This window comes from Aurantiacibacter zhengii (assembly GCF_003584125.1).
In the GTDB taxonomy this organism is placed as follows: Bacteria; Pseudomonadota; Alphaproteobacteria; order Sphingomonadales; family Sphingomonadaceae; genus Alteraurantiacibacter; species Alteraurantiacibacter zhengii.
This window is the reverse complement of record NZ_QXFL01000002.1, coordinates 186,120-212,122: the sequence shown is the minus strand read 5'-3', so window position 1 is coordinate 212,122 and position 26,003 is coordinate 186,120. Positions and strand designations below refer to the sequence as shown.

21 protein-coding genes, 1 tRNA gene and 1 pseudogene are annotated in these 26,003 nt (G+C 64.9%); 7 read left to right on the top strand and 16 right to left on the bottom strand.

Translation table 11 applies throughout. The annotated features are described in order from the left end of the window. Positions 1-4: 4 nt before the first annotated feature. Both D2V07_RS04790 and D2V07_RS04785 read left to right on the top strand, forming a co-directional pair. The gene (locus D2V07_RS04790) at positions 5-592 is read left to right on the top strand and encodes a hypothetical protein (RefSeq protein ID WP_119585302.1); all 588 of its coding nucleotides are present in this window, start codon (positions 5-7) and stop codon (positions 590-592) included. Positions 593-775: 183 nt separating this feature from the next. Continuing rightward, on the top strand, positions 776-1,177 hold the full coding sequence (locus D2V07_RS04785; RefSeq protein WP_119585300.1) for a hypothetical protein: 402 nt from the start codon (positions 776-778) through the stop codon (positions 1,175-1,177). A gap of 84 nt (positions 1,178-1,261) precedes the next feature. Here the strand turns inward: D2V07_RS04785 and D2V07_RS04780 are convergent, their stop codons facing one another. Beyond that, positions 1,262-2,578, bottom strand: coding sequence for a cation:proton antiporter (locus D2V07_RS04780; protein WP_233548245.1), 1,317 nt, complete (start codon positions 2,576-2,578; stop codon positions 1,262-1,264). A gap of 20 nt (positions 2,579-2,598) precedes the next feature. Next, positions 2,599-5,181, bottom strand: coding sequence for a DEAD/DEAH box helicase family protein (locus tag D2V07_RS04775; protein ID WP_119585298.1), 2,583 nt, complete (start codon positions 5,179-5,181; stop codon positions 2,599-2,601). Positions 5,182-5,347: 166 nt separating this feature from the next. Here D2V07_RS04775 and D2V07_RS04770 point away from each other — a divergent pair, with 166 nt between their 5' ends. Further along, complete coding sequence (locus D2V07_RS04770) at positions 5,348-6,955, top strand: FAD-dependent oxidoreductase (RefSeq protein ID WP_119585296.1); 1,608 nt, start codon at positions 5,348-5,350, stop codon at positions 6,953-6,955. Between the two features lie 3 nt (positions 6,956-6,958). Here D2V07_RS04770 and wrbA read toward each other — a convergent pair whose 3' ends face one another. The 6 genes from wrbA to infA all read right to left on the bottom strand — a co-directional run bounded on the left by wrbA (position 6,959) and on the right by infA (position 9,882). Next, positions 6,959-7,564 (bottom strand): NAD(P)H:quinone oxidoreductase, encoded by a 606-nt coding sequence (wrbA, locus tag D2V07_RS04765; RefSeq protein WP_233548244.1) that lies wholly within the window; start codon positions 7,562-7,564, stop codon positions 6,959-6,961. 161 nt (positions 7,565-7,725) lie between these two features. After that, positions 7,726-7,800, bottom strand: a tRNA-Phe gene (locus tag D2V07_RS04760). An 89-nt stretch (positions 7,801-7,889) separates the two neighbouring features. Then, complete coding sequence (locus tag D2V07_RS04755; protein WP_119585292.1) at positions 7,890-8,063, bottom strand: DNA gyrase inhibitor YacG; 174 nt, start codon at positions 8,061-8,063, stop codon at positions 7,890-7,892. Then, complete coding sequence (locus D2V07_RS04750) at positions 8,063-9,037, bottom strand: ribonuclease E/G family protein (RefSeq protein WP_119585290.1); 975 nt, start codon at positions 9,035-9,037, stop codon at positions 8,063-8,065. The genes D2V07_RS04755 and D2V07_RS04750 overlap by 1 nt, the downstream gene beginning before the upstream one ends. After that, on the bottom strand, positions 9,030-9,611 hold the full coding sequence (locus D2V07_RS04745; protein WP_119585288.1) for a Maf family protein: 582 nt from the start codon (positions 9,609-9,611) through the stop codon (positions 9,030-9,032). Before D2V07_RS04745 ends, D2V07_RS04750 begins: the two co-directional genes overlap by 8 nt. 19 nt (positions 9,612-9,630) lie before the next feature. Next, positions 9,631-9,882, bottom strand: coding sequence for a translation initiation factor IF-1 (infA, locus tag D2V07_RS04740; RefSeq protein ID WP_119585286.1), 252 nt, complete (start codon positions 9,880-9,882; stop codon positions 9,631-9,633). 234 nt (positions 9,883-10,116) lie between these two features. On the opposite strand from infA, the gene D2V07_RS04735 reads away from it, so the two are divergent. Further along, positions 10,117-12,963 carry a TonB-dependent receptor plug domain-containing protein gene (locus tag D2V07_RS04735; protein WP_233548243.1) on the top strand — a complete coding sequence of 949 codons (2,847 nt, stop codon included), beginning with the start codon at positions 10,117-10,119 and terminating at the stop codon, positions 12,961-12,963. Here the strand turns inward: D2V07_RS04735 and D2V07_RS04730 are convergent. Both D2V07_RS04730 and D2V07_RS04725 read right to left on the bottom strand, forming a co-directional pair. Beyond that, positions 12,960-14,141, bottom strand: coding sequence for a BaiN/RdsA family NAD(P)/FAD-dependent oxidoreductase (locus D2V07_RS04730; RefSeq protein WP_119585282.1), 1,182 nt, complete (start codon positions 14,139-14,141; stop codon positions 12,960-12,962). The genes D2V07_RS04735 and D2V07_RS04730 overlap by 4 nt on opposite strands. Then, positions 14,141-15,418, bottom strand: a complete 1,278-nt coding sequence (locus D2V07_RS04725) for an APC family permease (RefSeq protein ID WP_119585280.1) — start codon at positions 15,416-15,418, stop codon at positions 14,141-14,143. The genes D2V07_RS04730 and D2V07_RS04725 overlap by 1 nt, the downstream gene beginning before the upstream one ends. A 98-nt stretch (positions 15,419-15,516) precedes the next feature. On the opposite strand from D2V07_RS04725, the gene uvrC reads away from it, so the two are divergent. Together uvrC and D2V07_RS04710 are read left to right on the top strand one after the other, a co-directional pair. Continuing rightward, positions 15,517-17,460 carry an excinuclease ABC subunit UvrC gene (gene uvrC, locus D2V07_RS04720; RefSeq protein ID WP_119585278.1) on the top strand — a complete coding sequence of 648 codons (1,944 nt, stop codon included), beginning with the start codon at positions 15,517-15,519 and terminating at the stop codon, positions 17,458-17,460. Positions 17,461-17,679: 219 nt separating this feature from the next. Further along, positions 17,680-17,922, top strand: a pseudogene (locus tag D2V07_RS04710) (energy transducer TonB); the annotation flags it as partial. Between the two features lie 87 nt (positions 17,923-18,009). Here the strand turns inward: D2V07_RS04710 and D2V07_RS04705 are convergent. Then, complete coding sequence (locus tag D2V07_RS04705; protein WP_119585272.1) at positions 18,010-18,753, bottom strand: EcsC family protein; 744 nt, start codon at positions 18,751-18,753, stop codon at positions 18,010-18,012. A gap of 251 nt (positions 18,754-19,004) precedes the next feature. On the opposite strand from D2V07_RS04705, the gene D2V07_RS04700 reads away from it, so the two are divergent. Beyond that, a complete protein-coding gene (locus tag D2V07_RS04700) occupies positions 19,005-19,637 on the top strand; it encodes a universal stress protein (protein ID WP_147366907.1) in 633 nt (210 codons plus the stop codon). A gap of 24 nt (positions 19,638-19,661) precedes the next feature. On the opposite strand, the gene D2V07_RS04695 is transcribed toward D2V07_RS04700, so the two are convergent. The 5 genes from D2V07_RS04695 to thiL all read right to left on the bottom strand — a co-directional run bounded on the left by D2V07_RS04695 (position 19,662) and on the right by thiL (position 25,980). Further along, a complete protein-coding gene (locus tag D2V07_RS04695; RefSeq protein ID WP_119586056.1) occupies positions 19,662-20,549 on the bottom strand; it encodes an acyl-CoA thioesterase in 888 nt (295 codons plus the stop codon). Positions 20,550-20,596: 47 nt separating this feature from the next. Further along, entirely contained in the window at positions 20,597-21,481 is an 885-nt protein-coding gene (locus D2V07_RS04690; RefSeq protein ID WP_119585268.1) for a cupin-like domain-containing protein, read from the bottom strand. Then, a complete protein-coding gene (locus D2V07_RS04685; protein ID WP_233548242.1) occupies positions 21,478-22,662 on the bottom strand; it encodes a GNAT family N-acetyltransferase in 1,185 nt (394 codons plus the stop codon). Before D2V07_RS04685 ends, D2V07_RS04690 begins: the two co-directional genes overlap by 4 nt. 159 nt (positions 22,663-22,821) lie before the next feature. Beyond that, complete coding sequence (locus tag D2V07_RS04680) at positions 22,822-24,975, bottom strand: sodium-translocating pyrophosphatase (protein ID WP_119585266.1); 2,154 nt, start codon at positions 24,973-24,975, stop codon at positions 22,822-22,824. A gap of 135 nt (positions 24,976-25,110) precedes the next feature. Further along, positions 25,111-25,980, bottom strand: coding sequence for a thiamine-phosphate kinase (gene thiL / locus D2V07_RS04675; protein ID WP_119585264.1), 870 nt, complete (start codon positions 25,978-25,980; stop codon positions 25,111-25,113). Between the last annotated feature and the right edge of the window lie 23 nt (positions 25,981-26,003).

Genomic DNA, 26,003 nt, shown 5'->3' with positions numbered 1-26,003 from the left:
AGCTATGCGTAAATTCGGCCTCCTGATTGCTGCCGCCCTGCTGATCGCGCCGGGCAGCGCCATGGCCCATCGCCTTATCGACGCGAACGAAGCTGTCACCGTCGCCCGTTCCGATCTGGCGGTTGTCCCGCAGATCGAATGGAACCGCATCAGCCAGCGGCCCGGAAGCAATGCCGAACGCTGGACGCTGGACGGCGAACTGCTGAACGATGTGCTGTTCTTCGGTGAAGTGGCCTCGGGCGACACGCTGTTTCGCGAAGTGAACCGCCGCGAAACGCCGCTTCCCCAGTTCGCATCGGACATGCTGCTGGTGGACCTGCCGGACTTCGTGGAAAGCTCGCTGCGCATCGCCAAGGGTGCATCGACCTTTACGACCACTTCGGTGGAGCCGACGCAGTTCCTGGGGCAGGGCGGGGTACGCTTCGAATTCGAAACGCTGGGTTCGGACGACCTGCGGCGCAAGGGCATTGCAGTGGCCACGATCATCGATGGCGAACTGTTCATGATGCTTTACGAAGCGCCTTCGCTGTACTTCTTTGATCGCAACCGGGCAGACTTCGAACAGCTGGTGGCAAGCGCCCACCTCGGCTGAGGCCGGCGGCACGGGGGCCTCGCCAGTCGAAGCCCCGATTCGCCGGAAAGATTCGCCGCGTTGCCCCTCGATTGGCCGCATGGAACCGGCTTACCGGTGCAAAATCATGGCGTTGCGAAATGGTGCCGTAAAGCGGGCGAACCGTGATACCGTTCCCGTTCCTTAAACGGGGGGAATACCAACATGAAGAAGCTTATTTTCGTTGCCGCGCTTGCTGTTGCAGCCTGCGGGGAGACCGCCACCGAAGAACCGATGGTGGAAGAAGAAGTCGTTGCCGAGGAACCGGCGATGGAAACTGCCATGGCAGCCGACGGCATGGCCACTCCCGGCGTCTACGAAGTGACGCTGCCCAATGGTGACGTCTGGACCGAAACCGTAAACGCGGATGGGACATACACCTCGGCCGGGCCGAACGGCGAGGAGGAAAGCGGCACCTGGACGCAGGAAAGCCCCGAGCGGTATTGCACGACCAAGGAAGGCGAGACCGAGCCGACCTGCTATAGCGAGACCATGTCGGAAGACGGCGTATGGTCCTCGACCGAGGAAGGCACCGAAGACACGGCGACCGTGGTGCGGGTCAGCTGACAAGCATTACAGCGAAGCTAAAAGGGGCGGGGCCGTGCGGCTCCGCCCTTTTTCGTTCCGGCCCGAGACGCCTGGCTGTAGTCGCTAGCCCAAGCCCTTGGGCACGCTGCCATCTTCCGCGTCGTGCCCGCCGTGCGGCACTTTCCCGCGCTCGATCACCCGGCCCAGCGTCATCCGCTGCACCAGTACGCTGAACAGTACCGCCCCGAACGTGGCGGCCAGCAGCAGGTCGCGCACCGGTCCGGCGGGAAGTGAAAGGGCCAGCGCGATGGAAATGCCGCCGCGCAAGCCGCCCCACCACAGCACGCCCCATGCACCCGATGCCTTGGGCCGCGCGGCAGGCACCACGCGGGTGGAGACGGTGACTGCCACGGCGCGTGCGATCAGGGTGATCGGGATGGCAGCCAGCATCACGATGCTTTCATCGACGCCCGGCACCAGCACGATCATCTCCAGCCCGATCAGCAGGAACAGGACGGAGTTGAGCAATTCGTCCACCACTTCCCAGAAGCGGATCACGTAATCGCGGGTCACGTCGCTCATGGCGTAGGTCACGCCGTGGTTGCCGATCAGCAGGCCCGCCACGGCCATGGCCAGCGGGCCGGAGATGTGCAGGGCGGTACACAGGGCATAGCCTCCCATCACCACCGCCAGCGTGATCGTCACCTCCAGCGCATATTCGTCCATCGAACGCATGGCGCGGAAGCCAAGGTAGCCGAATACGAGGCCCACCATCAGGCCGCCGCCTGCCTCGATCAGAAACAGCCGTGCGCCTTCGCCAAGGCTGAAATCGGTTCCCGTCACCGCTGCGCCCAGCAGGATGGTGAAGACCACGATGCCCACGCCATCGTTGAACAGGCTTTCCCCGGCAACGCTTGCCTGCAGGCTTTCGTCGACCATCTCTTCCTTCAGCACACCCAGCACGGCCACCGGATCGGTGGGCGCGATCAGCGCGCCGAAGACGAAGTACCAGATCGGTGCCAGGCCAAGTCCCAGCAGCAGGCCAAGCCCCCATGTCAGCAGGCCCACGATCACGGTGGAAAGGATCACACCGACCGTGGAAAGCAGCAGCACCGGCACCCAGTCGGCCTTCAGCCGGTCCAGATCGACGTGCAGCGCGCCTGCAAACAGCAGGAAGCTCAGCATGCCCTGCAGCAGGGTCTCGGTGAAGTTCATTTCCTGCAACAGCCGCGCAACCGTATCGTCCAGCGTGACGCCCGGCAGGAAGGCGTTGGCCGCCAGCAGACCGATGGCCGCAATCGCGCCCATGACTGTCAGCCCGACAACGTGCGGCAGCTTGATGAAATGGTGGTTGAACCAGCCGAGCAAAGCGCTGGCCACCACCAGCATGGCGGCAAGATCGAAGGGGGAGAGTCCGGCGCTTTCGTGTTCCATCGGCATGGGTTAGCCGCAGTGCGCGATCAAAGCCACATGCTGCGCCGCTCGACCGGGGATTGCAGCCCGGCGGCCATGGACCTGGTCCGCGCGCGCAGCAGGACTTTTCGACCATGGGCAGAGCGGGTGAAGATCAGCCGCGCTGGCCCGATGCGCTTCGTCCACAGGTTGCAGAAGAGTTCTGCTTCCTCCTTGTTCGCGCCCAGCGGCGTGGGCACGGCGTGGTAATCCAGTTGCCGGAAGCCGAGCGATTGCCCCTCTCGCCGCAGGATATATCGCGGGTTCTGCACCGGGCCGAGCAGTTCCATCATGGCATCCACGAACCGGTGCTGGTCCGCGCGCGTGCCGCCTTCGATGGTGATGGCATGGCGTCCCTTCAGCCCCTCGTGCACGCGGACGGTATAGGCATCTTCCCCGCGCGACAGCTTGCCGCAGTGGCAAAGCCCCTCCACCAGCACTTCACCCACCTGCCGCAGGCGTTTTTCCAGGGTGCCGTTGCGCACCCACAGGCGGACGGACGTGTAGAGGCCGGGAGCGGCATAGAGCAGGGCGGCACCCCCGCCGATTGCCAGCGTATCGACCAGCCCCAGCCCGAAGACGCTGAGGCCCGCTGTCAGCAATCCGCCGCCGAGGCTGCCGATCATGGTGGTCTTCAGCGTGTTGCGCATGTGCAGCGTGGCGCTTCCCATGCTGCCGCTTACCTCGGCGACCTCGCGCAACTGCGAACGCGGCGTGCCTGCACCAAGCGACTTTTGCCACTGCCGCGCGGTGCTTGACCGGTTGCCGGCGCGCGCCATGGTGAGGGCGTTGCGGTCCTGCACGGGTACGCTCATCGCAATGTCCAGCCGGTCGATCCCGTTCTCGATCACGCTGGTGCCATCTTCCGCCACGCCATCGAACATGGAGAAGCGACGGACGAGGCGCGCGTAATCGGGACCGGCCTTGCCATCGAGGTCTGCGGGATCGACTGTGGCGAGGTGCCAGATGTTGGCGACCTTGCCCGGCGCATCGGGATCGGTGCGGATGGCGCGCCCGCGCATCTGGTTGGAAAGCATGTAGCTGGCAGCGTTGCTCGCCAGCACCAGCGAATTGATGGACGGCGCATCCCAGCCTTCGCCCAGCAGCGCCTGCGTGCCGACAAGCACGCGGATATGCCCCGCCGCCACCAGACGCGTAACCAGCCCCACGCGGCCCCTGTCCGCAGCGGCGGCAAGGTCGAGCTTGCAATAGCCGGGGCATCCGGGAAGCGCGGAGAAGGTGAGGTCTTCCGGCGGTATGCCACTGTCCTCCGCCGCTTCTCTAGCTGCCGCTTGCGCCGCATCCGGCACGATCACCAGCGAACCTGTCAGCACGCCGAGTGGCTGGCCGATTTCGACACGGCGCAGCGTCTCGAATATCGGAACAACGCCAAGGCGCTTGGGGGAATATGGTGCATCAGGTTCCCGCGGCAGTTCGGCAACGCGCACGTGGTCGCTCAGCACCGCCATGCGCAGTGCATCACCCAGTTGTCCGCTTTCCGCCCGTGCGATCTCCACCACAGATTGCAGCTTGCCCGTGCTTCCCGCCAGCACGCGTGCCAGGTCGAGGTTTTCCGAGAAATCGACGCGGTGGTTCGTGATGAGGCCCGCTTCGGACAGAGCCCGCTTCCACGCCTTCGCGCGCGTCTCTTCCAGCCGCCATATACCGATTTTGCGGTGGAGCAGGCATTCCAGCATCGGCTCCAGCCAGAAATGGTTGAACTCCGGCACGGCCTGGTGCCGGACACCCAGCATGGCCAGCGGTTCGTCGGGCAAGGCGATCCCGCGGCTGGAAAGGTAGAACAGCATGGCGGATAGCTGCTCCGGCGTTTCCAGGATTTGCTCCTGGTGCTGGTACGGTTCGACCAGGAATGGATGGGTGAGCAGCATGTCGGGCAGGTCAGGGTCCTGCCCGATTTCTGCAGCCAGCGCATAGACGGCATCGCGCCGTCGCAGCAGGGCCTCGACGATATCGGCATCGGGCTCGCTGAAATGCACGTGGTCCTGATGCGGCGCGAGATCGCCGTTGCGCACCAGTTCGGGCACGCCGATCTCGGCATCGATAGGGCCGCACAGCTGCTCGTAACGGCTCCATTCGGCGTGGCTGGAATCGTAGGGCGGGGTGGCGGTGAGAGCCACGATCACCATGTCCTCCAGCCTGTCTCGCAGGGCAAAGAGGGCATTCCACCATTCACGCCGCAGGTGATGGCATTCATCCAGCACCAGCGTGACCGGGCCAAGCCCGGCCAGGGCGGCGAATTCGGCATCGCGTTTATAGGCGGCGTGCAGCGCCTGGTACGTGCCTATCGTCATGTCGGCAGGCGCGGCAATATCGCGAGAGATATGCGCACGCTGCGCGTCCAGGGAAGGCAGGAACAGCGGCTCCAGCCGGTCGGCCCACTGGTTGCGGATCGTCAGGCTTGGCGAGAGGACAAGGGCGGGCCTGCCCACGCGTCGCATCGCCTCCAGCCCCAGCACGGTCTTGCCGCTGCCGGGTGCTGCCACGATGTGCAGCCGTCCGTCATCCAGATAGCCGTCCATCTCCGCCAGCACGCGCGCCTGATAGTCGCGCCACTCGCCAGAGAAGTGCATCGTTTTGAAAAGCGGCGGTATTGCGGTGTCCCCTGTCGTCACGCGACGCTAGGCAAGTTTGCGCCCGGAAGCCATAGACAAGCGGCATGCCTCGCCAGCAGCAATTGAAGGCTTGCAACCGGCGCGGTTTTCCGACCTTGATCGTGCATCAGCGGGAGAACGTGGCATGGAATCGATCGGCGCCGACCTGGAAACCATGAAGCGCGTGCCGCTGGCGGACAAGCACGTCGCCATGATCCGCGAGATCGCGAGCGAGCGAAGCTATGCCGCGGGCGATGTCATCGCCGAGGTGGGCGATCCGATGGACGAGTTTCTCTATGTGCTGGAGGGCGAGATAGAGATTGCCGATCCCTATTCGGGCGAGCGCATGATCGAAAGCACGCTGGGCCCCACGCAGTTCATGGGCGAAATCGGCTTCCTCAACGAAGGGGCCTGGACCCTGCCGATGCGCGCGGCGCAGGACACCCGCGTGATTGCCGCCCCGAGGGAGGAGATGCTGGCACTGATGCGCCGCGTGCCCGAACTGTCCGACCATGTGATCACGGTCTATGCCGCGCGGCGGCGGCGCATGTTCGAGGAGAGCCGCAGCTCGATCAAGCTGGTGGGGGCAGACAGAGATGCGGCGGTGCAGCGGGTGGAAAGCTTCCTGCGCCGCAATCGCCTGCCGTACCAGAGCTTCGATCTCGATGCTTCCGACAGGGAAAGCGTGGCACTGTGCACGCTGGCCGATCACACCCCCGCGGTTATTTTCAACAAGGACGAGGTGATCGAAAACCCGACGCCGGGCAAGGTCGCGCGGCGGCTGGGGCTGGATATCGATAGCTGCCGCGAGACTGTTTACGATGTCCTGATCGTGGGCGGGGGGCCGGGCGGCGTGGCCGCGGCGGTCTATGCAGGGGCAGAGGGGTTGTGCGCGCTGCTGGTGGAAGACACGGCCATCGGCGGCCAGGCGGGCACATCCAGCCGGATCGAGAACTACATGGGCTTTCCCACCGGTATCTCCGGCGCAGACCTCGTCTATCGCGGAGAGATACAGGCGCTGAAATTCGGCACCCGCTTTGCCATGCCGCGCCGTGTCGAGGGCCTGGAAAAGCGCGAGGACGGGCTATTCTGCGTCACGCTGGACGATGGTGCGCAGGTTTGCGCCAAAGCGGTGGTGGTGGGCACGGGCGTGCAATACCGTCGCCTGCCGCTGGACCGGCTGGTCGAGTTCGAGGGGGCGGGCGTCTATTACGCCGCCACCGACATGGAGGCGCGCTTCTGCAAGGGCTGCGATGCGGTGGTGATCGGTGGGGGCAATTCGGCGGGTCAGGCAGCGATGTTCCTCAGCCGCAGCGCGAACCACGTTCACTTGGTGGTGCGCGGCGACAGCCTGGCGACATCAATGAGCGACTACCTCAGCCGCCGACTGGAGAGCGATTCCGCCATTACCATCCACTACGAGACCGAGGTTTCCGCGCTGCACGGTGAGGACCACCTGGAAAGCCTGACTCTGAACGGCCCAGACGGAGAAACGCGCATCGATACGAACGGCCTGTTCGTCATGATCGGCGCCGCGCCCAACACCGAATGGCTGAAAGGCCATGCAATGCTGGACGAGCGCGGGTTCGTGATCACCGGGGAGAACGCGGGCGGGTGCAGCCAGTTCGAAACGTCCACCCCCGGGATATTCGCGATCGGCGATGTGCGATCAGGGTCGGTCAAACGCGTCGCCAGCGCCGTGGGCGAAGGCAGCGTCGTGATCAGTGCCGCCTGGGCACACGCAATGGCCTGACGGTTATGCTGCTAGTTTCGCTGCCGTATTCGCCACGCGCCGCCCGAGGTACTTTGCGCCGTCGATCTCGTCGTCGCTCGGCTGGCGACTGCCATCCGGTCCGGCGATGGTCGTCGCTCCGTAAGGCGCGCCGCCTTTCACTTCGTCCACGCCGTTCTGGCCTTCGAACCCGTAGTCGAGGCCCACGATGGTCATGCCGAAATGCAGCAGGTTGGTGATCATGGAAAACAGCGTCGTCTCCTGACCGCCGTGCTGGGAATTGCTGCTGGTGAACACCGCGCCGGGCTTGCCGATCAGGGTGCCGTTCGCCCACACGCCGCCGCAGGTATCGAGGAAAGCGGCCATCTGGCTGGGCAGGCGACCAAAGCGGGTGGGCGCACCCAGCACCAGACCATCGTAATCGCCCAGCACATCCGGTCCTTCGATCAGCGTATGCTCGTCATTCGTCTGGAAGCCGAAGTTCTTCACCACTTCTTCCGGCGCGGTTTCGGGCACGCGGCGGATATCGGCGTGGAGCCCGGCATCGCGAATCCCTGCGGCCACGGCTTCGGCCATGCTCGAGATATGTCCGTAGGAAGAATAGTAGAGAACGAGAATGCGAGCCATCATTGATCCTTTCATCGGGCGCATGGCGCCCCTGTTCGGTTGTGCTGAACCCATGATGGGGTCTGATGGATGCGGTGCAATGGTACCAAAGGCCATGCGTGGCCCGCCCGCGACAAACCTGCGCGGAAGGGACGCCGAGGGCTGACAGTCTTGCTGGAAGGAGATGGTGCCCGGGGGCGGATTCGAACCACCGACACGACGATTTTCAGTCGTCTGCTCTACCCCTGAGCTACCCAGGCATTCTCAGGCTGCGAGAGGAAATGGGCCTGCTCGCGGTCAAGGGAAGCGCGCCTATGGCGAACCCGTGCGGGCTTGGCAAGCCCCCAATTCAGTCTTCGTTGGCGATATCTTCGGGTGCTGCCGCCGGGCCGGGCACGGCATAGCCATCGTTGAACCACTGCGCCAGGTCGCGGTCGCGGCAACGGCTAGAGCAGAAGGGATGGAATTCCTCGCTGCGGGGTTTCTTGCAGATCGGGCAGGGCTTTTGCTTGGCGGTCGTCATCACGGCACGATCTGGGCGTGACACCCTTCGATGGCAAGGGCGGGATCGGGTCTCAAGGCCACCTCGCGCCCGCTGCGGCGGCGAAGCTGGGCCAGCCAGTCTTCGGCAAGCAGGGCGATCACGGCGGGGCTGGCCGTCAGCTCGATAGTGCGCCCCGTGCCTTCGAGATGCTCGGCGTCGCGCAGCAACTGCCGCGCGACCAGCGCCGGGCGCTGGAACCGGGCGCGGTGGAGGAGGGAGATACGTTCCAGCCGGGCGACGATCTGGACGAAGCCGAACCCGTTCATGGCGGTGCGCTCGTGCGGCCGGGATGCCAGCGCCTCGTCCAGCGCCTGGTCGACGGCGCGCCTGTCTGCCTTCGCGGGCAGGGTCGGGAAGTCGATACCGATGTTGCCGCCGATATCCAGCAGCGCGATCGCCTCGGCAACAGGAGGCACGGCGGCGAGAGCCAGATCGCGCGGTGCGAGGTCTCCGTCCACGTCGATCAGCGTCATCGCGGGCGTGGGGAAAAGCGAAATGCTGCCCCCTGCAAAGCCGCGCCCCGCAGCATAGGCGTCGGTCACGGCATCTACCCAGAACGGTGCCGGGATGCGGCGCACCGTCTTCACCGCGTGCCCCTCCGCCGCGAGGCTGGCTGCGAGTGAGGGGGGCGGCGCCTCCGGCAAGTCGCAGACCTCGGCCTGCGCCCACTTCGACCGGCCCTGTTCGTGGATGGCCGGACGGGTGATCCTGACGCGGTAACTGGCCCCTTCGGAAGCATTTGCGGGCAGCCGCTTCACCAGCGCCTGCTGACCGCCCTCAAAGCTGACCATGCCGCGTGCCGATCCTGCACTTCGCTGGATCAACCTGCCATCGGCGACCGTGCCGCTTTGCAATTCGCCGGGCCAGCGGTGCCGGGTTGCCACGGCTTCGCCGTCGCGGAAAAGGACGGCACGTTCCTCGCCGATCCCTTCCTCGACCAGCCACTCAGCCAACGGGAAATCCCGCCGCCTTTAGCAGCGCGCGTGTTTCGTAAAGGGGCAGGCCGACCACGCCCGAGTGGCTGCCCTGGATCCACGGGATCAGCGCCTCTGCCATGCCCTGGATGGCATAGCCGCCTGCCTTGCCGTGCCATTCGCCACTGGCGATGTAGGCGTCGATCTCCTCGTCGGAGAGGCGTTTGAACTTCAGCTGCGTCTCGCTCAGCTTCTCGCGTATCGTGCCGTCGGGCGCGGCCAGTGCGACGGCGGACAGCACCCGGTGCCGACGGCCCGATAGCAGCGCCAGGCATTCGCGCGCGGTCGCCTCGTCCTCCGCCTTTGGCAGGATGCGGCGGCCGACGGCGACCACGGTGTCTCCGGCCAGCACGAACCTATCGGCGGCATCCACGGCCAGCGCCTTTTCGCGGGCCATGCGCAGCGCATAATCGCGCGGCAGTTCGGCCTTGTGCGGGGTCTCATCGATATCGGCTGGCGAAACGCTATCCGGCGCAATGCCCAGTCGCGCCAGCCATTCAAGGCGGCGCGGGCTTGCGGATGCGAGGATGAGTTTGGGAGGGGTGTCAGCCACGGGCGCGCGAAACGGCGCCTTAGCCGTTGTATCCCGGCGGACCGCTGCGGCCCGGCATGAAGCGATAGGTGATGCGCGCCTTCGTCAAATCGTAGGGCGTCAGTTCGCAAAGCACTTCATCGCCCACCAGCACACGGATGCGGTTCTTGCGCATGCGGCCTGCGGTGTGACCCAATACTTCATGGCCGTTCTCGAGCTCGACGCGGAACATTGCGTTCGGCAGCAGTTCCACCACCTTGCCGCGCATTTCGAGAAGTTCTTCCTTAGCCATCCAGTATTCCGGTCCTTGTGCTTGTTGCTTGCAATTACGTTGTAGTCGGGCGCGCCTTTAGCGGCCTCTGCCGGAAAATGGAAGATGCGCCATGCACAGGGCCTGAAAAGCCCGGAAAGCTGCGATACATCTGCGACAAAATACGACAAGGGTCCGTATTGCCCGTTCGTGCGTTGCCAGCCATACGCGCCACCTCGGGGGGCGAACGCTGCTTTTGCTCGGAGATTTCCTAACTTGTCCAATTCGTTGTCTTGCAGTGCGCTGGCCATTGCCGTTTCGCTTTGTGTCGGTGCCGCAGCGCCCGCCTACGCGCAGGATGCTGCTTCGGCACCGCCGCAGGAGGGGGAAGGGCCGGACGCGCCGCCTGCTCCCGACGACGATATCAACACCATCGTCGTGCTGGGCGCCCGCCTGGTGGACCAGGTGGACGCGCCGCAGCCGCCGATCCTTGAGCTCGATAGCGAGGATATCGCGGCCTATGGTGCCGGTTCCATCGAGGAGCTGCTGCAGGCGATCGGTCCGCAGGTGAATTCCTCTCGCGGACGCGGCGGTGATGGCCGACCGGTGATCTTGGTGAACGGCGTGAGGATTTCCTCCTTCCGCGAACTGCGCAGCTACCCGCCCGAGGCGATCGAGCGGACCGAGGTGTTCAGCGAGGAAGTGGCCCAGCGCTACGGCTATTCACCCGATCAACGGGTGGTGAACTTCATCCTTAAGGATAATTTCACCAGCCAGGAGATCGAGCTCGAATACGGCCAGCCTTTCGACGGCGGCTTCTCGCAGCAGGAGGTGGAGGGCACCTACCTGCGGATCGATGGGCCGAGCCGCCTGAACCTGAACGTGGAATGGGACAACACTAGCACCCTGACCGAGGCGGAACGCGGCATCATCCAGGTGGATGACGGCGAGCAGCGCCTGGCAAGCGATCCCGATCCGGCACGGTTCCGCAGCCTGGTGGCCGATAGCGCAGGCGTGGAAGCGACCGCCAACTGGACCACGAAGCTGGGCGACGCGGGCCAGTCGCTGTCGCTGAACGCCACGTACGAAAGGCAGGATTCGCTGCGTCTGCAGGGCCTCGACACCGTGCTGCTGACCGACGACGAGGGCAATTCGCTGCTGCGCGCCTTCAATGAAGGCGATCCGCTGACGGTGGACAGCCGCAACGAGAACTACTCCTTCGGCAGCACGCTGAACCTTGGTGTGGGCGACTGGGAAGTGACCGGAACGCTGGATGGCACCTATGTCGATGCCATCACGCAAACGGGCAAGCGCATCGAGACAGGCCAGCTGGTAGAGGATGCAGCGCTGGGCCTGCTGCCCATCGACGGGCAGCTTGGCCCCTTTACCGATGCGGGGTTCGAGGAATCGCTGCTCGATACCTACACCTTCAACGCGCTGGCGACGGCGCGGGGAAATCCGCTTTACCTGCCCTCGGGCGATGTCTCTGTAACCCTGCGTTCCGGTTATCGCTGGAACCGTATCGAAAGCAGCGACACCCGATCGCTGGCTGGTGAAACGCAACTGACGCGCGGCCGCGTTTTCGGTGGCGCGAACGTTTCCATCCCCATCACCAGCCGTGACGAGGACTTCCTGGGCGCGGTCGGTAACCTCACGCTGAACCTCAATGCCGGGGTCGATCACCTTTCGGATTTCGGCACCTTGCAGGACTGGACCGTGGGTCTGACCTGGGGGGTTACCGACACGCTGACCTTCACGGTCAACCACATCAATCGCGAGGTTGCTCCTTCGCTCAGCCAGCTGGGCAGCCCGGCTATCGCGACCCCGAACGTGCCGGTCTTCGATATCGCCAACAACGAAACCGTGCTGGCGACCGTCATCAGCGGCGGCAACCCGAACCTGCCCGCGCAGGACCAGAGCGACTGGTCCTTCGGTGTGAACTGGGAACTGCCATTTCTGGAACGCAGCAGCGTTTCCATCAACTATTACGACAACCATTCCGACGACGTGACCAATGGTCTGCCCACGCTGACGCCGGAGATCGAAGCGGCTTTCCCCGACCGGGTGACGCGTGACCGGGTAACGGGCAGGCTGCTGCAACTCGATGATCGCTTTGTCACCTTTGCCGAGCGCGACCAGCGCCGGTTGCAGTTCGGGCTGAACCTTTCCGGCAACGTCGGCGGTGGTGGCGACGAGGGCGAACGCCGTGGAGGCGGTGGTCCGCCGCGCGGTCGCCCGGCTGGCGGAGCGATGGGCGGTGCCTCTGGCGATGGTGCGGGCGGACCGCCCAGCGCCGAACGTTTCGCCCAGATGCGCGCGACGTTCTGCGAGCGCGAACCCGCCGAACTGGTCGACCTGTTCAACCGCGCGCTGGCCGCACAGGCTGCTGGCGAGGAACCGCCGGTCGGCCCCGACGGCGAACCGATCAACATACCCCCGCAGATGCTGCAGCGTCTGGCCAGCGAAAACGGTCAGGTTGATCCCGAACGTTTTGCCGCCGTGCGCGAACGCGTGTGCAGCAGCGACGGTCCGCCCCAGCGCCAGGCTGGCGATGGCAATCGCGGCGGTGGCAACCGCGGTGGCGGCAGGCGTGGTGGCGGGGGCCGCTTCGGCGGCGGCGGCGGAGATGATGGTCCGCCACAGGGCCGCTGGTTCTTCAACCTCGATTACACGCTGGAACTCGAAAACACCGTGCTGATTGCAGAGGGCCTGCCGCGTCTGGACCTGCTCGATGGCGATGCGCTGTCGGGCGGGGGTGATGCGCGCCATAATGTGCGGGCGCGCGGCGGCATCTTCTACGATGGCTACGGCATGATCGCCTTTGCCAACTATACCGGCTCCTCCCGCCTCGAAGGCTCGGGCCTCGATGGCAGCACCGACCTGAACTTCGGTGACTTCGTCACCTTCGGCCTGCGCGCCTTTGCCGACCTTGGCCAGCGCGAAAAGCTGGTGGAGTCCGTGCCCTTCTTTGAAGGGACGCGGGTGGGGCTGAGCCTGGACAACATCTTCGATGCGCGCCAGCGGGTGACGGACAGCAACGGCGTGGTGCCGCTGCGCTACCAGCCGTTCCTGGTCGATCCGCGGGGCCGCAGTTTCGAAATCGAACTGCGCAAGATGTTCTAGAGCGATTGTGCGCAGGCATGGGCGCTCGCCCATGCCCATTGGAAATTGTAGCCGCCCAGCCATCCGGTCACGTCAACGGCCTCGCCAATGGCGTAAAGGCCCGGCACCTTGCGCGCTTCCATCGTCTTCGACGACAGCTCGCGCGTGTCGATGCCGCCCACGGTCACTTCGGCCTTGGCAAAGCCTTCGGTGCCGTTGGGATTGAACGGCCACGCCACCAGTTTCTCTTCTGCCTCGTGCAGGGCGTTGTTCGGCACGTTGCCGAGATCGCCCTCCACGGCCAGCCGCTCTGCCAGCACGTCGGCCAACCTGTGTGGCAGGCGTTCGCGCAGGACGCTGCGCAGGGTGAGCGATGGGCGGGTGCGCTTTTCCTCCAGCAGCCAGCCGGGTGCGGCATCGGGCAGGAAACGAATTTTCACCCGGTCGCCCGGCTTCCAGTAGCTGCTAACCTGCAGGATGGCCGGGCCCGACAGCCCGCGGTGGGTGAGCAGCGCCGCCTCGCGAAAGGTCGTCTTCCCGGCACTCGCTTCCACTTCGGCCGAGACACCCGAAAGCTCCCGGAACAGGACATCCTCCCCGCCTAGTGTTAGCGGAACGAGGGCGGGGCGCGGCTCCACCACTTTGAGGCCGAACTGCCTCGCCAGCCCGTAAGCGAAGTCGCTCGCGCCCATCTTCGGGATGGAGGGGCCGCCCGTCGCAATCACCAGAGAAGACGACGTGAAGGTGCCGCTCCGGGTGGTGACGCTGAAAACTTCGCCTTCGCGGGCAACGCTTTCTACGTTCTCATCGCAGCGGATGTCCACCGCGCCCGGACCGGTGGCACATTCGTCCAGCAGCATCTGTACGATCTGCTTTGCCGAGCCATCGCAGAAAAGCTGGCCTAGCGTCTTTTCGTGCCAGGCGATGCCGTATTTTTCCACCAAATCCAGGAAATCGCGCGCGGTGTACCGGCTGAGCGCGCTCTTGGCAAAATGCGGGTTGGCGGAAATGTAGTTGGCCGGGCCAGCGCCGATATTGGTGAAATTGCACCGCCCGCCGCCTGAAATCAGGATCTTCTTGCCCACTGCTGCGGCACGTTCGAGCACCAGAACATCGCGCCCGCGCTGCCCGGCCTGGCCTGCACAGAACAAGCCCGCCGCCCCGCCGCCGAGGATGATCGCATCGTACTGGTTACGCATCACGCTGGCTCTGCAAGGGGCCGCTCTCTTGCGGCAATGAAGTAGAACAGCGTGCCCACGGTAACGATGCCTGCCAGCACGACCCACGCCTGTAGCGGAGCAAAGCTGCCGACGAACAGCGTCCCTGCCACGGCAATGACGACGCAGACCATGTGCAGCGGCACCACGCGGCCATCGCGTTTCTCCAGCACCGGCAGGGCAAGAGTGGTGATCATGTAGGTGATGAGGCGCACCAGCGTTCCCGCCACTGCCAGCGCGGCAAACCCTTCCCACAGGCCGAAGCCGATGGCCGCCGCGCCGTAAAAGAGGATGGCGTTGGACGGCGTGCCGAAACGCGGGTGAACCCGCCCGAACCATCGCGGCAGCACGCCTTGCTCTGCCATGCCGAAGCTGAGCCGGGGCAAGGCCACGCCGGATGCGAAGTTGTTCGCCGCGCTGCTGACGCTTGCAGCGATCACGATGGCAATGGTGCCTGCCGTGCCCACTGCGTCTCCCGCGACGGTGGCTAGCGCGTTCTCGCTATCCGCGCCGTCAGCGCCAAGGGCAATGTAGGCCCAGATGATGAGCACGTAGAACAGGGTGACGCCGCTCACCATGGTGACGATGGCGCGCGGCACATCGCGGCGGGGGTTCTTCATCTCGCCCGCGGCCTCCACCACGCCTTCGAATCCGATGAAGGCGTAATAGGTGGTGAGGATGACGGCTTCGATCTGGCTGAACTGCGGCAGCACCACCTCACCGCGTGAGGAGCCGACAATGGCCCCGGCGATCACCAGTCCCGCCAGTGGCAGCAGCTTGATCACCGTCAGCGTTCCCAGCGTGCCGATGGAGGCGCGCATGGAATAGACGTTGATCGCGGTCATCACGGCGATCACGAAAGCCGCTGCCCAGGGAGTGATCGCAGGATCCTGCAAGGCCGGAAACAGCGCGCCGAGGTAGGTGATGATCACATGCGTGTTCGCCGCCGCAGTAACGATGGCGGAAGCATAGCGTGCCCAGCCGGCCTGAAAGCCGACGAAGCGCCCGAAGGCGGCTGCGCCATAGAGCATGGAGCCGCCGCTGTTATCGAACCGCGCGGCCATCCAGCCATAGCAGAGCGCCAGTGGCAGGAAGCAGATGCCACCGATCAGCATCATCCAGGGGGCGAAATTGCCGACCGCCGCATAGATACCGGCGGGCAGGGCAAAAATCCCCGCGCCGATCATGCCGTTCACCGGGAACAGCGCCGTGCCCCAGAACCCTACCGTGCGCGGCAGGGCGGCGGGTTTGTCGTCCATGCTATTGCCCCTGTGGACCCGAAAAGATGCAAGCTGCCCTGTGGGGATTGGAAGCGCAAGCTTTGCCAAGCGGCGCGTCACCACCTATCTCGGGCACCATGTCGCGAACCGAAGCCGGATCCCCTTCAGACCCCCGCGGTGCGGAGCGTTTCAACGAGGAACGCGCCACCTACACGGTGAAAGGCAGCACCCAGCCCGATCTCGAGGCGGGCGTCACCGCAATCCGCGAAGTGGTGAAGACGCTGAAGCCCAAGCCCGGCGTCTACCGCATGCTGGATGCGCGCGGGGACGTGCTCTACGTGGGCAAGGCGCGCAGCCTGAAGGCGCGGGTGGCAAATTACACGCAGGTCAAGAACCTGACGAACCGGCTGCAACGCATGGTCAGCCAGTGCCGCGGCATGGAGATCGTGACCACCAATTCCGAAGCCGAGGCGCTGCTGCTGGAAGCGCAGTTCATCAAGCGCTTTCGCCCGCCGTACAACGTGCTTTTGCGCGACGACAAGAGCTTCCCCTTCATCCTGCTGCGCGAAGGGCACGACTTCCCGCGCATCATGAAGCATCGCGGCGCGAGGAAGGCCAAGGGCAATTATTACGGCCCCTTCGCCAGCGCCGGTTCGGTGAACACGACAATTAACGCGCTGCAGAAACTGTTCCTGCTAAGATCCTGTACTGACAGCTTTTTCTCCCGCCGAGACAGGCCGTGTTTACTCTACCAGATCAAGCGGTGCAGCGCGCCGTGCGTGGGGCGGATCGACAAGCAGGGCTATGACCAGCTGCTGGCCGAAGCGAAGGACTTTCTGGGCGGAAAGTCCGGGGCGGTGCAGACGCGGATCGAAGAGCAGATGAAGAAAGCGGCGGAGGACCTGGACTTCGAAACCGCCGCCCTGCTGCGCGACCGACTGCGCGCTGCAACCTTCATCCAGGGTTCGCAGGCGATCAACGCCGATGGCGTGGGCGATGCCGACGTATTCGCGCTGGCGGCGAAGGGCGGGCAGATCGGCGTGCAGGGGTTCTTCGTGCGCGGCGGGCAAAACTGGGGCCACAAGGCTTTCTTCCCTACCCATACGCAGGACCTCGATAACGCAGAGATTCTCGCCCGCGTGCTGGCGCAATTCTACGAAGAGGTGCCGCCGCCGCGCATGATCCTGGTCGATCGCGAACTGCCGGAGCAGGCTCTGCTGGAAGAAGCTTTCGGAGAGCTTGCCGGGCGCAAGGTGGAGATCAGCATTCCCCAGCGCGGCGACCGGCGCAAGCTGATGGAGCAGGCCAGCCGCAACGCGGTGGAGGCGCTGGACCGGCGACTGGCGGAGAGCGGCACGCAGGCCAAGATCATGCGGGAAATGGCAGAGTTTCTCGAACTGCCGGACATTCCCGCCCGCATCGAGATTTACGATAACTCGCACATACAGGGCAGCAAGGCCGTGGGCGCGATGGTGGTGGCTGGGCCGGAAGGGTTCCTGAAGAACCAGTACCGCAAGTTCAATATCCGCGAAGCGCAGACGAACGACGACTTCGCCATGATGCGCGAGGTCATGTCCCGCCGTTTCAGCCGCGCGATGAAGGAAGATCCGGACCGTGAAGGCGGCATGTGGCCCGACCTCGTCCTGATCGACGGCGGCAAGGGGCAAATGTCGAGCGTGCGCGATACGCTGGAGGAACTGGGGATCGAGGACGTGCCACTGATCGGCATTGCCAAGGGCCCGCATCACGGCCGCGAGGGGCGCGAGGTGTTTCACTTCCCCGACGGGCGCGAAAAGATGCTGCCTACCAATTCGCCGGTGCTGTTCTACCTGCAGCGCCTGCGCGACGAGGTGCACCGTTTTGCCATCGGCGCCCACCGCGCCAAGCGCAGTCGCGCGATTTCCGCCTCACCGCTGGACGAGATTCCGGGCATCGGCCCTTCGCGCAAGCGTGCGCTGCTGCTGCATTTCGGCACGGCCAGCAAGGTGCGCGCCGCCGCGCTGGACGACCTGAAGCGGGTGCCGGGCGTCAGCGAAAGCGTGGCCCAGACGATCTACGATTTCTACCACGCGGGAGGATGAATTGAGCCGGACAGGAATTGGGACGAACGGCGTGCGCGCCATGGCCGGTGCGGGGCTTGCACTCGCTGCCCTTACAATCCCCAACCCTGCCATCGCCGTACAGGCTGATGAAAATGCTTCGAAAGAGATGGGGCGCCCCGCTACCCCAGTCGATCAGGCGGAATGGGCTAGACGGATTATCGAGAATTATCCGATGGAGGCCCTGCGAATGATGCGCAGGGAACGGTCGGTGTCGCCCTTACAATCGATACGCAGGGAAAGGTCGCGGTATGCAGAATTAGCAGGAGCAGCGGCCATCTTTCTCTGGACGATGCCGCTTGCGACGGAATGATCGAACACGCCCGATTTACACCTGCCATCGACGATGATGGCAAGCCGATCGAGGGCAGCTGGTCGACGAACGTCGTCTACTCGATTAGTCACACCTATCATGTTCTGCCGGACGATGGCCCAACTGTCTGAGGCGTGCAGCTTCGGTAAATTACCCTCTTTGGACCAATTTGCCGCCTTTGATGACGGCGATCTTCCTTTCGCTCCGAGTTTCGTGGCTCACACCGGCGCGGTGGCATCGTTCCCCTGGGCGCGCAGCCGCCGTTCCTGGAATGCAAAGCGGGCGGCCTTGCCGACATCGTTCTGGAATGAAGAGTTTACGATCCCGCCGATGGCGGACCCGGCTACCGGCACCAGCATGCCCATGCGCTTGCGGAAAGATGCCAGCGCGACGGCGCGCGATACGCGCTCCACCATCTGGTCGACCACCGGGGTGATTTCCTCGTGGTCCGCGTCGACCAGCTCTCCATCGGGACCGATGGCCGCCTCCAGCGCGGCAATGCGCTTGTGGCGGTCTTCCGGCTGGTCCAGCGCGGACAGTTCGAGGATTTGCAGGCGAAACAGCTTTTCGCGCGGGCCTTCACCGGAATAGCCATAGGCACGGCCCGTATCGCGGATCACCCGCAGCGCGATGCCGATTGTCGCGGGAATGTCGACGCCAGCGGTCACCACGCCGCCGAAGCCCGCCGCAGCACCACTGGCCGCGCTAATGCCGCTGGCAGTACGCGCCACGCTTTTGGCAGCCTTGCGCGCCGCGACGATATCTGCGGGATCGTGCGAGAACTTGACCAGGGCCGGCTTGGCGACGGCGCTATCCAACCCCTTCAGCACCTGTTCGACCAGCCGCTTTGGAACCACGCTGGCAATCGCCTTGCCGAATGGGTGGGTGAGCCGTTCGATACCGCGACCGAGCCGGGAGGGCTTGCTCCGCCGAAAGCGGGCCTGTTCTTTTTCGAGATCCATGCCGCAATAACGGAATTAGCGCACCGCTGTTCCTTCGTTGACGCACATCAATGACCCCGCAGCAGTGGTGGCGCAGTGTCGCGGTGAAGAGGAGAAGTAATCATGCGCTCTATTCTTGTACACGCGGGGGCTGACGGCGGGTTCGACGCACGGTTGCAGGCAGGGCTTATCTTGCCCGCCGCTTCGACGCCCATCTCACGGTACTGCAGACCATTGTCCACGACCTCGTCATCCCGACCGATCCTTTCGGAGTGACGGCAGTCGATTGCTCGCCCGAGATGCGCGAGCAGGTCGAGGCGTTTCGTGACAAGGTGGAGGCCGAGCTGGAGCAGGAGGACGTGCGCTGGGACTGGCAGGTGGCCGCTGGGAACGAGGGGCAGGGGCTTGCCCGGCAGGTCGCGCTGAATGACCTCGCCATCGTTGGCGGATCGGTGGCAGGCTCACTGGCGATCCACTGCCGTACCCCGGTGCTGGTGATGCCAGACAGCGCGCGCAGCTTCACGGCAGACGGTCCGGCGGCAGTATGCTGGAACGGGTCGATCGAGGCGGCGCGCGCCCTGCGCTGCGCAGTGCCGCTGCTGGCCGGAGCAAGCGCGGTCCATGTCCTGTCTGTCGGCGATCCGCTATCCGAAAGCGAAGACAAGTTGGCCGCCATCGCCGCCGCCGATTATCTTGCGCGGCACGATATCGTTTGCGAGATCGTCGAATTGCCGCGTGGAAGCGAGCCGGTGCACGAACTGCTGTTCCACGCCGCAAGGGCGCGCAAGGCGGCTTTCATGGTGATGGGTGCCTATGGCCAGCCGCGCATTGTCGAGACGCTGTTCGGCGGGGTCACCAAAGGCGTGCTGGCAAGTCCGGCGATGCCGGTCCTGATGGCGCACTGACCCGAACGGCACTCGGCGCTGCTTTCACGAGTGGCGCAGCATGCCTTCCTGCGCGACGCTGGCGACGAGCCGGCCATCGCGGGTGAAGATCTGGCCACGGCCGAACCCGCGGGCGTGACCGGTCCACGGGCTGTCCGTTACGTAAAGCATCCAGTCGTCGGTGCGAAACGCTTCGTGGAACCAGATTGCATGGTCGAGGCTGGCGCTTTTTACGCGCGGATCGAGGATCGCCTTGCCGTGCGGCTGCATGGCCGTGGCCAGCAACTGAAAATCCGAAATATAGGCCAGCACCGCGCGGTGGACGGCGGGTTCTGCCGGCAGGTGCGCGACCGTTCGGAACCACACATGGCTGATCGGTTCGCGCTTTTCCGGGTTCCACCAGTCGCGCGGTTCGACAGAGCGGAAATCGATGGGCGAGGGGCGTTCTGCCAACTGGCGCAGCGGACCTTCCGGTAGCGACTTGGCAATCTGGCGCTGTACCTCGCTATCGGGAACGAGGTCTTCCGGACCTGGCACCTCCGGCATTTGCGGGGAGGTGTGGGACGGGCCATCGACCGGGATCTGGAACGAAACCGTCAGGTTCAGGATCGGCTTGCCTTCCTGGCTGGCGACCACCCGGCGGTTGGAAAAGCTGCGCCCGTCGAGGTCGCGCTTCACCCTGTATTCGATAGGCAGGTCGTCGTTGCCCGGGCGCAGGAAATAGGCATGCAGCGAGTGCGCCTCGCGGTCGTCATCCACCGTGCGCCGCGCAGCGCCCAATGCCTGCGCGATGGCCTGGCCACCGAACACGCGGCCCGTCCCGTCCGGACGACGACGGCCGATGAAGCGGTCCCCGCCCTTGGGTTCGAGATCCAGCAGCAGGACCAGGTCCGCCACGAGCTGTTCAGGGGTTTGGACTGATTGCGCTGCCATCACGCGCGGCATTGCGCGACCAGTCCGCCTTCGTCAAGCACGCGAAATTACAGCAGGCCGGGAATGCGGCGGGCAATCCGGCAACCCAGCGCCCGTGCCTTGTTGCGCTGTGGCCAACGCCCCGTAGGGCCGGGGTTCACGCCAAAGCGCCTCAGCAGGTGATTGAACGCACGCGCATCGGCCTCCTCGTAGCTCCATGTGGAGCGCCAGGTGATCGACAGCGAAATGGAGGGCACGGGACCGTTGCGAACGTGGTGCGGCGCCATCACCGGCACATATAGCGCGTCGCCAGGTTCCAGCTGGTAGGTGAGCCCGTACTGGGCGAAGCTTTCCTGCCAGGTCAGCTCGCGCGCACCGCCGGTGTGATAGGCCTCGTGCACCTCGTCCGGGGCGAAGCGCGCATCGCCGGCCGGGAACACCGTCATCGCCTTGGTGCCGCGCAGTTGCAGCAGCACGTTGTGTTCCGGATCGAAATGGTAGGGCGTTACCGCATCGGGGCTGGAGATGAAGATATAGCCCTGCGGCGTCAGCATCTCGCCGGTCGCGCTTTCGATTTCCTCGCGCAGTTCATCCAGCAGTTCTGCCAGCAGCGCCCCGTAGGCCGGGTTCTGCTCGACGTTCTTCAGCACCGCCCAGCTGTTCGCCGTGTCGATCTCGCGGATGGTTTCGCCGATGGACCTGCCGGTCGCCCCGGGTTTCGCATTAATGCCGATGGGCAGGTCGCCGCGGTTGTATTCCACGCTGCCCGGCGGCAGGCTTTCACCCAGCAGCGCCAGCGTATCGAGTTCCAGCAGCGGATGTTCGACAAGGTCGTGCGTCAGCTTGTGCGGGCCTTCCGGGTAGGATGCGGCGAAATAGGCGCGGCTGCGCGCCGGGAAAATCTGCTTTCCGCCGATGGATCGTCCGTGAAGGTTGCCGACGTAGTGGCTCATTGTATCCCTCTTGCGCCGTGCCCGGTTTCCATCCGGATCAGTGCCGAGAAGGCGGCGCGGCGCAGCCTGCCTCCGATGCCGATGGAACGGCGCTGGATCACCCGGCGTTCGCGCCAGAAGTGGTCGATCATGGGATGGTCTTGCGCAGCGCAGCTATCGGCCCATTCGATGCCGTCGCGCTCCAGCAGGGCCAGGTTCTCGCGCTGCAACAGCACGCCGGGGGAAAAACGCGCGAAGTCCTCGTCGAAGGCGGTCTTGTAGGAATAGGCGCCCGGCTGGGTCACGAAGTTGGCGAGCATGGCGATGGGCCTGCCATCCAGCCGCAGGGCAATGCGCTCCAGCCGTCCGCGCGCGGCGGAACCCGCGATGGCGTGCTGGAACAGCGAGCGGGTGGCGGGGTCGCTCTGCATGGCGGAGCCCGCCTCGCCCTTCCAGCCACGCGCCTCCAGTTCCAGGAACTCGCGGGTCCATTCGGCCACCATGCTGTAGTCGGTGATGCGTTCGACCGTGTAGCCGCCTTCCTCGCCCAGCCGGCGTTGCTGGCGGCGCAGTTCCTTGCGTTTCTTGGCCGAGAGGGATTGTTCGAAATAGGCCTCTGCTCCGGCGGAGGACGAAAGCATGGCGCGCTCTTCCTGGAATACGGTGGCGGCAGGGCGCGGATCCTCGCGCATTACCGCCGACAGCGCATCGTGCAGACGACCCTGCGCGGGAACATGGGCAAGGTGCAGGAACAGCGGCGTGCGGGTGGACCTGTCGCACCAGGCCAGCAGGGCGCGCCAGAACTCCCGCTCCAGGCCCCGGGCCACCAGCGGTTGGCCAAGGAAGGCATTGGAATGCACCCAGTTGGACAGGTGCGGAACGGGATGGCCGTAATAGCTTTTCGAGCGCACGAGCGGCATCAGCCCGGCAAGTTGCCCGTCCGCCTCCATGGCCAGGATGGTGACGTTTTCCCGCGGATCCAGCGCCCGCAGGGAAGGCAGCAGGTACCAGCTTTCGTAGAACGGGTTGGGTTCGCTCGCCCATTCGGCCAGCGCATCCCACGCGCCGATGCGGTCCCGACGATCAAACTCGCGCCAGCCCCGTTCCCGTATCACCACCTGCGGCGCGGCCACATCGCGCACCGCGGCAATGGTACCGCCGTCGAAGGCGCCTAGCCGGGGGAGGGGAGCGTCATAAGCCAAGGAAAAAGGTTAACCTCTCATCGCGCAGTCCTCTGGGGACATCCGCGTTTCTAGGGGAAACGCCACAAGAAAGGTTTAAGCGCATAGGTAAAGAAAACCCTGCCCGGCGCGAACCGGACAGGGTTTTTGTTAACCTAACAGTATTGATCGGAGGGGGTTTTAGGCACCCCCCGCCAGCGCGGCGAGCAGCAGCAGCGCCACGATGTTGGTGATCTTGATCATCGGGTTCACGGCCGGACCCGCGGTATCCTTGTAGGGATCGCCCACGGTATCGCCGGTCACCGCGGCCTTGTGGGCTTCGGAGCCCTTGCCGCCGTGATTGCCGTCCTCGATGTACTTCTTCGCGTTGTCCCACGCACCGCCACCGGCGGTCATGGAAAGCGCCACGAAAAGCCCGCCCACGATCACGCCCAGCAGCAGCGCGCCAAGAGCGGCAAAGCCGTTCTCCTCGCCTGCCACCCAGGTGATGACGAAGTAGACCACGATCGGAGCCAGCACCGGCAGCAGCGAGGGAACGATCATTTCCTTGATCGCTGCCTTGGTGACGAGGTCCACCGTGCGGGCATAGTTGGGACGGCTGGTGCCGGCCATGATGCCCGGATCGCCCGCGAACTGTTCGCGCACATCCTTCACCACGTCGCCCGCAGCGCGGCCCACGGCGGTCATGCCCATGGCCCCGAACAGGTAGGGCAGCAGGGCCCCCAGCAGCAGGCCGACGATGACGTATGGATTCTCTAGCGAGAAATCGACGTCGGCATCGGGGAAGAACTCCGCCAGGTCGGTGGTGTAGGCTGCGAACAGCACCAGCGCTGCCAGACCGGCAGAGCCGATGGCATAGCCCTTGGTCACGGCCTTGGTGGTGTTGCCCACGGCATCGAGCAGATCGGTCTTCTCGCGTACCGAGTCGTCCAGGCCCGCCATTTCGGCAATGCCGCCCGCGTTGTCCGTCACCGGGCCATACGCATCCAGCGCCACGACCATGCCAGCCAGCGCCAGCATCGAGGTTGCGGCATAGGCAATGCCCATGAGACCGGCGAGCTGGTACGTGGAGATGATGGCTGTCACGATGGCCAGCGTCGGCAGGGCGGTGGATTCAAGGCTGATGGCAAGCCCCTGGATCACATTGGTGCCGTGGCCGGTTTCGGAAGCCTTGGCGATCGAGCGCACCGGGCGGTATCCCGTGCCGGTGTAATACTCGGTAATCCAGATGATGATGCCGGTCAGCAGCAGCCCGATCACCGAACAGAAGAACAGGTCCATGCCGGTAAACGGTACCAGTGATGCCGTGCCTTCTTCCGCCAGTGGTGCGCCGGGATCGACAGCGCCCAGGTTGGCGCCACCGATTGATGTATTCATGTCGCCCAGCGCCATCTGCATGACGACGTAGATCAGCGGCACGGCCAGCACGGCGGTGACGATGAAGCCCTTGTACATCGCGCCCATCACGTTCGTGCCGCCACCCAGGCGGACGAAGTAGGTGCCGATGATGCTGGTGACGATGCAGGCACCGCCGATCAGCAGGGGCAGTGCCATCATCGGCAGCAGCAGGTCGCCAAGCGAGGTTAGCAGCAAGGCGGTGAGCACCATCGTCGCGCCCACGGTCACCACGTAGGTTTCGAACAGATCGGCAGCCATGCCGGCGCAGTCGCCCACGTTGTCGCCCACGTTGTCCGCGATCACGGCGGGGTTGCGGGGATCGTCCTCGGGAATGCCGGCCTCGACCTTGCCGACAAGGTCAGCGCCCACGTCTGCGGCCTTGGTGAAGATACCGCCGCCAAGGCGTGCAAAGATGGAGATGAGTGAGGCACCGAACGCCAGCGCCACCAGCGCATCGATCACCGCGCGGCTGTTAGGCGCCAGCCCCATCGGGCCGACGAGCACGTAGAAGAATACGGCAATCGCAAGCAGGGCAAGGCCCGCCACCAGCATGCCGGTGATGGCGCCCGCGCGGAAGGCGATGGTAAGGCCCTGTTGCAGGCCCTTCATCGCGGCCGCCGCCGTGCGCACGTTCGACTTCACCGAGATATTCATCCCGATATAGCCCGCCACGCCCGAAAGCACCGCGCCGATTACGAAACCCACGGCGGAGATCACGCCGAGGAATACGCCCACGAGAATGGCAACGACCACGCCGACAATGGCGATGGTGGAATACTGGCGGTTGAGATAGGCCTTGGCGCCTTCCTGGATGGCGCCTGCGATTTCCTGCATTTTCTCGTTACCGGCATCGGCACCGAGAACCTGGCGACTGGTAATAAAGCCATAGACGATGGCCAGCAGTCCCAAGACAATAGCGATGATTATTAGGTCCATGACCTGCTATTCCCCTCTTCCCAAAATGAAAACGGCCCGGTTCTGCCGGGTCCGCCTAGGGGCATAGGGCTAACACAATGCCGGGCTTTCACAAGCGCCATTGCGCGTTTTCCCCGCGCCAGGGCGATATGGGGTCTATCGGTGGCTGTACCCAAGGCCCTGCGGGTTGGTGACAGGCTCCCCGTCCACGAACAGCGCGGAGAACCCAAGAGGCTCTACCGTACCGATCCGCGCCGCCTTTACCGGCAGTTGGGCGCCCGCGGGCAGTGCGAAGAGCAACTCGTAGTCGTCGCCCCAGGTGAGGCACTCCATCCGCCGCGCGGGATCGGCGACGGGGCAGGCGGCGGTGTCGATGGACAGGCTCACTTCGCTCGCCTCCGCCATGCGGAACGCGTCGAGCAGCAGCCCATCGGAGACGTCCATCATCGCGGAGACATTCGGGGCAAGCAACGCCCCTTCCGCCACGCGGGCCATGGGCCGGGCATAGGCAGCCGCATCGCCGCCCGTGCCATCACGCATGGCTTCGAAGCCGAGCATCGCTTCGCCCAGAGTGCCGGTCACGTAAAGCCCATCGCCAACCTGCGCGCCTGCGCGGCTGGGCACCGGGGTGTGCGAGGCGCGGCCAAGGGCCGTGAGGCTGAGCGTGCGCGGGCCGTTGGCGCCTACCGTATCCCCGCCAAGGAGGCCCACGCCGTAATGCGCCAGCACGTCCTCCAACCCGGCGACGAACGCCTCGGTGGCATCGCCCAGCGAATAGCTGAGCAACACGCCAACAGGCTGCGCGCCCTTGGCGGCGAGGTCCGAGAGGTTGCTGGCGACCAGCTTCCAGGCGACATCGCCCATGTCCTGATCGGGCAGGTAGTGGATACCCTCGACCATGGTATCTTGCGTCAGGACCAGGGTCTCCCCGCCGAATTCCAGCACGGCGACATCATCGCGCAAGTCGCGCGCAGCGGGGTGGAGCGGCAGGCGGCGCAGGGCGGCGATGAATTCGGCTTCGTTCACACCAGCCTCCCCGCCAACCTGCT

Bases quoted from the DNA above. Each gene is read 5' to 3' on its own strand.
- D2V07_RS04790 (WP_119585302.1), top strand. From the start codon at position 5: ATGCGTAAATTCGGCCTCCTGATTGCTGCCGCCCTGCTGATCGCGCCG.
- D2V07_RS04785 (WP_119585300.1), top strand. From the start codon at position 776: ATGAAGAAGCTTATTTTCGTTGCCGCGCTTGCTGTTGCAGCCTGCGGG.
- D2V07_RS04780 (WP_233548245.1), bottom strand. From the start codon at position 2,578: ATGCCGATGGAACACGAAAGCGCCGGACTCTCCCCCTTCGATCTTGCC.
- D2V07_RS04775 (WP_119585298.1), bottom strand. From the start codon at position 5,181: ATGCACTTCTCTGGCGAGTGGCGCGACTATCAGGCGCGCGTGCTGGCG.
- D2V07_RS04770 (WP_119585296.1), top strand. From the start codon at position 5,348: ATGGAATCGATCGGCGCCGACCTGGAAACCATGAAGCGCGTGCCGCTG.
- wrbA (WP_233548244.1), bottom strand. From the start codon at position 7,564: ATGATGGCTCGCATTCTCGTTCTCTACTATTCTTCCTACGGACATATC.
- D2V07_RS04755 (WP_119585292.1), bottom strand. From the start codon at position 8,063: ATGACGACCGCCAAGCAAAAGCCCTGCCCGATCTGCAAGAAACCCCGC.
- infA (WP_119585286.1), bottom strand. From the start codon at position 9,882: ATGGCTAAGGAAGAACTTCTCGAAATGCGCGGCAAGGTGGTGGAACTG.
- D2V07_RS04730 (WP_119585282.1), bottom strand. From the start codon at position 14,141: ATGCGTAACCAGTACGATGCGATCATCCTCGGCGGCGGGGCGGCGGGC.
- D2V07_RS04725 (WP_119585280.1), bottom strand. From the start codon at position 15,418: ATGGACGACAAACCCGCCGCCCTGCCGCGCACGGTAGGGTTCTGGGGC.
- uvrC (WP_119585278.1), top strand. From the start codon at position 15,517: ATGTCGCGAACCGAAGCCGGATCCCCTTCAGACCCCCGCGGTGCGGAG.
- D2V07_RS04705 (WP_119585272.1), bottom strand. From the start codon at position 18,753: ATGGATCTCGAAAAAGAACAGGCCCGCTTTCGGCGGAGCAAGCCCTCC.
- D2V07_RS04695 (WP_119586056.1), bottom strand. From the start codon at position 20,549: ATGGCAGCGCAATCAGTCCAAACCCCTGAACAGCTCGTGGCGGACCTG.
- D2V07_RS04690 (WP_119585268.1), bottom strand. From the start codon at position 21,481: ATGAGCCACTACGTCGGCAACCTTCACGGACGATCCATCGGCGGAAAG.
- D2V07_RS04680 (WP_119585266.1), bottom strand. From the start codon at position 24,975: ATGGACCTAATAATCATCGCTATTGTCTTGGGACTGCTGGCCATCGTC.